This window comes from Cellulomonas rhizosphaerae, assembly GCF_003470205.1.
GTDB classification, from domain to species: Bacteria; Actinomycetota; Actinomycetes; order Actinomycetales; family Cellulomonadaceae; genus Cellulomonas; species Cellulomonas rhizosphaerae.
This window is the reverse complement of sequence record NZ_QWKP01000069.1, coordinates 1-4,782: the sequence shown is the minus strand read 5'-3', so window position 1 is coordinate 4,782 and position 4,782 is coordinate 1. Positions and strand designations below refer to the sequence as shown.

Genomic DNA, 4,782 nt, shown 5'->3' with positions numbered 1-4,782 from the left:
GGAGCGTGACGTCGAGCGTCTCCTCGACGAGCACGCGCGCGTCGCGCTCGGCCTCGAGCACGACCTGGCGGGCCGCGAGGGCCTGCTGCACGCGGCCGCGGGCCGCGCCGAGCAGCTTGCCCGCGGTGCCCTTGTCGGCCGGCGCGAGGGCGCCGATGCCACGGTTGGCCAGCGCGAGCGGGCTGCGCTCGCCGGTGTGCGCGAGGCGCGCGGACTTGAGCTCGTCGAGCGTGCTCGCGGACTCGACCGCGACCAGGGCGGCGTCGACCGCGGCGGCGATGCCGCTCTCGTCGAGCGGGGACAGCACAGGGGTGTCGTCGGACATCCGGACCTTCCAGGGAGGTGCTGGGCGACCCACGCCGGCGTTCGGCGGGCGGGGCCGTGGCCGGGCGCGCATGGAGCGGCCGACCAGCGGACGAGTCTATCGGCGCCCGCTCCGGGTCGGTTCCGTGGTCCACCGCGCGCGAGGGCGGCTCAGCACGTGCGCGTCAGGAGCGCAGCCCGGGAACGGGCCGGCTAAATCGGCGACCACTGCCGCCCGGGATACGCATGCCCCGATCCTGCCACCGCTGTCGAGCAGATTCCACGCCGGCCGGTGGCTGACGCACGCTTCCTGGCCGGGATGCGTGCGTGAACCACCGCTGGGAGCGGCGAGACTGGGGGCAGTGCGGACGGGCCGCCGGGGAGCGAGGAGCACGTGAGCGGGACCAGGCCGAAGGACGACGCCGTCGGAGTCGTGCTGCCGCGGGACCTGCCCGCCGGCCGCGTGCTCGCGTACGCACGGCGCGCCGAGGAGCTCGGGTTCGACGAGCTGTGGGTCGTCGAGGACCTCGGCTTCCGGGGCGGCACTGCCCAGGCCGCCGCCGTGCTCGCGGTGACGTCGCGCATCCGCGTGGGCGTCGGCATCCTGCCCACCGCGGCCCGCAACGTCGCGTTCGCCGCGATGGAGATCGCGAGCCTCGCCGAGCTGTTCCCCGGCCGGGTCGACGTGGGCGTCGGCCACGGGATGCCGCACTGGATGCGCTCGGTCGGCGCCTGGCCCGCGAGCCCGCTGACGCTGCTCGACGAGTACGTGAGCACGCTGCGCGCGCTGCTGCGCGGCGAGCGCGTCACGATCGAGGGCCGGTACGTGCAGCTGTCGGGCGTCGAGCTGGAGACGCGTCCCGACGTGGTCCCGCCGATCCTGACGGGGGTGCGCGGTCCGCGCTCGCTCGCCGTCTCGGGTGCCGTGGCCGACGGGACGATCCTGGCCGAGCCGGTCACGCCGGAGTACGTCGCCTCCACGCTCGGGCACGTCGCGGCCGACGGGCCGCACCGCCTGGTCGGCTACAACGTCGCGGCCGTGGGTGACGACCCCGACGCGACCTTCGCCACGGCGCGCGCCGGGCTCGAGTGGATCGGCGAGCCCGACTGGGCGCCGCACATCACGCCCCTGCCCTTCGCGGACGAGCTCGCCGCGCTCCGCGCCTCCAGCGCGAGCCGCGAGGAGTTCGTCGCGGCCATGCCCGACGAGTGGGTGTCGACCCTCGCCGTCGTCGGGCCCGCCGCGACCGCACGTGCCCGGATCGACGAGCTGCACGCCGCCGGGCTCGCGAGCGTCGTGCTCGTCCCGGTCGGGTCCGACCCGTTCGCGGCGCTCAGCTCGCTCGCGACGGTCCTGAGAGGCTGATCCGCTCGACCGGCTCGTACAGCGGCCCGCCGCCGCGACCCGCACCGGGGCGGGACTCGACCAGCAGGAGCTCGTCGACCTGCCACGTCGGGCCGTCGTAGACGGACAGCGCGCGCACGAGGATCGCGGCCGCGTCGTCGTCGGCCCCGGGTGACCGCCGACCGGCCGGCGCGCTCGCGGCCGACGACCCGCGGCGCCGCGGCGGTCCGCTGCCCGGCCGCACGCGAGCGACCGTGAGGTGCGGTCGGTCCCGCGCGCGCTCGTCGCGCCACGCCCCCGCGCTCTCGCCCGCCTCGACGCACGCGGCCGTCAGGCGCCGCTGCGCGGCCACGTCTCCCCCGACCCCGACCCACAGGGTGCGGTGCGCGAACACGCCCGCACCGTGCAGCTTGAGCGCAAACGGGTCGACCACTGCGGCCGTGCTCGCGAGGTCGGCCACGAGGCCGGGCACGGCGCCGTCGGGCAGGTCGCCGTAGAACGCCGAAGTCAGGTGCCACGTCTCGCGCGCGGACCAGCGCAGCGCCGACGAGAGGCCGGACGGCCCGCCGCGCACGGAGGCCAGGGCGAGGTCGAGGTGGTCGAGGACCTCGTCGGGCGGCCACACGGCAGCGAAGAGCCTCATGCGCGACACCCTGCCAGGTGGGTCCAGCTGAGGGTCCGACTCACCGGTGGGCGCGGCTGCTCGCGTACAGGCAGACCGTGGCCGCGGTCGCGAGGTTGAGCGACTCGGCGCGGCCCCGCAGCGGCACGCGCACGACCGCGTCGGCCAGCGCACGGTCCTCGTCGCGCAGACCCCACGCCTCGTTGCCGAAGATCCACGCGGTCGGCGCCGCGAGGTCCGGGACGCCGTCGGGTGCTCTGCCCGCGACGTCGAGCAGGTCGTCGAGGTCGTGCTCCCCCGCGCCGTCCGCGGCCAGCACCGTCAGGCCGACCTCGCGCAGCGCAGCCACGCCGCCCTTGAGGTCGATCCCGGTCGCCACGGGCAGGTGGAACAGCGAGCCCGCGGTGGACCGGACGACCTTGGGGTTGTGGATGTCCACGCTCTCGCTGGTCAGGAGCGCGGCATCGGCACCCGAGGCGTCCGCGGCGCGGATGACGGCTCCCGCGTTCCCGGGATCGCGCACGTTCGACAGCACGGCCACGAGCCGCGGCGGTCCGGCGAGCACCGCGGCGAGCGAGGAGTCGAGCAGGTCCACGACCGCGACCATCTGCTGGGCGTCGGGGCTCATGGCGTCGAGCACCTCCGGCGAGCCGCGGTGCACCCGGATCCCTCGCGCACCTGCGGCCTTGACGATGTCCGCGTACCGCGCCGTCGCCGTCGCGGTCACGTACAGGTCGTGGACCGCGAGGTCGGTCGCGGCCACGGCTTCCCGGACCGCCTGCGGACCCTCGACGAGGAACCGCCCGGCCCGCTGGCGCGCTGATCGACCGGCCAGGGCCTTGACGGCCTTGACCCGCTCGGCGCGGACGTTGTCGAGGTACGGGGTTTCGCTCACGGGGACATGATCCCCCGTCCGAGCCTGCTCGCCTCGACCACCTCGGCCAGCTCGGTCCAGAACGGCACGCGCGACGCCACATCGTCGGGATCGCGCCGTGTCGCGCCGCCCACCGAGAACTCGCGGTCGACGAACTCCACGAGGTCACGACCCGCCACGAGCACCTCAGTCCGGTGCACCGACAGCACGGGAAGCGTCGGCAACGGGTCGGCCGCCGGGAGGTATCGCTGCCCGAACAGCGGGACGAGCACCGGCACGGCGTCCAGCCGCCCCCGGGCGACGGCCTCGCGCTCGGACAGGTCGGCGGGCCGCTGCCCCCACCGGGCCGGCCAGAAGTCGTGCTCCAGCACGTCGGCGACCACGCCGTCCACCGGCAGCCGCAGCCGTGCCCGCAGGACGCGCGCCGAGCCGGACCGCCAGGTCGGCCACTGCGGGCCGCGCGGGAGCCCCAGCGCGAGGAACGCCCGGTGCACGGGCGCGAAGCGGAAGCCGAGGCGCTCCTCGACGGCCTCCCGCTCGTCGGCAGTCAGGCCGGGCCCGATCTGCTCGCCCGCGTAGGTCAGCAGCTCGTGGGCCTCCTCGGCCACCTCCCACGCCGACCGCGGCACGCGGATCTGCTCGCCCGGCCGCCGCCGTCGCAGGGTCATGCCTCGGACGCTAGCGGGTACGACGAAGTCCCCGGGTCGATATGACCCGGGGACTTCGGAAGCCGTCACCTCACGAGGAGGCGGAGGTCACGCAGCCTTCGGCGCGTTGACGTCGGCCGGCAGGGCCTTCTTCGCGACGGCGACGAGGGCGTTGAACGCCACCGCGTCGGTCACCGCGAGGTCGGCCAGGACACGACGGTCCACCTCGACGCCCGCGAGCTTGAGGCCCTGGATGAGGCGGTTGTACGTCAGGCCCTGCGCACGCGAGGCCGCGTTGATGCGCTGGATCCACAGACGACGGAAGTCGCCCTTGCGCGCCTTGCGGTCGCGGTAGGCGTAGACGAGGGAGTGGGTGACCTGCTCCTTCGCCTTGCGGTAGAGGCGCGAGCGCTGCCCGCGGTAACCACTGGCGCGCTCGAGAGTTGCCCGGCGCTTCTTGTGGGCGTTGACCGCCCGCTTCACGCGTGCCACGTGATGCTCCTTGCTGGTCTAGGGCTCAGGTGCCCCGGAGGCGCTTGCGCGCCCGCCGGATCACTTACCGAGCAGCTTCTTGATCTTGGGGGTGTCGGCGGCGGAGACGACCACGTCGCCGGCGATGCGGCGGGTCTGGCGGCTCGACTTGTGCTCCAGCAGGTGGCGGCCGCCGGCCTGCTCGCGCATGACCTTGCCGGTCCCGGTGACCCGGAAGCGCTTCTTGGCACCGGAGTGCGTCTTGTTCTTCGGCATGGCTGCCGTGTCTCCTTGTCGTTCGCATCGCACGGGCTCGTGCGACTCGTCTTGGGTGCGGGCCGACCGAATGACTCGGCCCGTCCGTGCTGCAGGTCAGGCTGTGGGGTCCGAAGGAGTTGCGCGGGGCTTCGGAACCGGTCGCGGCGCGGGCTTGGTGGCCGTGGTGGCCGCCGGGCGCGCTGCCGCGGGACGGGGGGCGGCCGGTCGCGGAGCGGCCGGTCGGGGCGTGGCTGCCGGGCGC

General features: G+C 75.0%; 6 protein-coding genes and 1 pseudogene. 1 reads left to right on the top strand and 6 read right to left on the bottom strand.

Going from position 1 to position 4,782, the window contains the following annotated elements; genetic code table 11:
* Positions 1–325, bottom strand: a pseudogene (locus tag D1825_RS01145) (phenylalanine--tRNA ligase subunit alpha); the annotation flags it as partial.
* Between the two features lie 372 nt (positions 326–697).
* Between D1825_RS01145 and D1825_RS01140 the strand changes: the two are divergent.
* Positions 698–1,669 (top strand): LLM class flavin-dependent oxidoreductase, encoded by a 972-nt coding sequence (locus D1825_RS01140; RefSeq protein WP_118765684.1) that lies wholly within the window; start codon positions 698–700, stop codon positions 1,667–1,669.
* Here the strand turns inward: D1825_RS01140 and thpR are convergent.
* The 5 genes from thpR to rpmI form a co-directional block, all read right to left on the bottom strand.
* Positions 1,638–2,291, bottom strand: a complete 654-nt coding sequence (thpR, locus tag D1825_RS01135) for an RNA 2',3'-cyclic phosphodiesterase (RefSeq protein WP_118765683.1) — start codon at positions 2,289–2,291, stop codon at positions 1,638–1,640. The genes D1825_RS01140 and thpR overlap by 32 nt on opposite strands.
* 40 nt (positions 2,292–2,331) lie before the next feature.
* Positions 2,332–3,165 (bottom strand): TrmH family RNA methyltransferase, encoded by an 834-nt coding sequence (locus D1825_RS01130; RefSeq protein ID WP_118765682.1) that lies wholly within the window; start codon positions 3,163–3,165, stop codon positions 2,332–2,334.
* Positions 3,162–3,812 (bottom strand): hypothetical protein, encoded by a 651-nt coding sequence (locus D1825_RS01125; RefSeq protein WP_118765681.1) that lies wholly within the window; start codon positions 3,810–3,812, stop codon positions 3,162–3,164. Before D1825_RS01125 ends, D1825_RS01130 begins: the two co-directional genes overlap by 4 nt.
* Before the next feature lie 87 nt (positions 3,813–3,899).
* A complete protein-coding gene (gene rplT / locus D1825_RS01120) occupies positions 3,900–4,283 on the bottom strand; it encodes a 50S ribosomal protein L20 (RefSeq protein WP_118765680.1) in 384 nt (127 codons plus the stop codon).
* Between the two features lie 60 nt (positions 4,284–4,343).
* Positions 4,344–4,538, bottom strand: coding sequence for a 50S ribosomal protein L35 (rpmI, locus tag D1825_RS01115; RefSeq protein ID WP_118765679.1), 195 nt, complete (start codon positions 4,536–4,538; stop codon positions 4,344–4,346).
* Positions 4,539–4,782 lie beyond the last annotated feature (244 nt).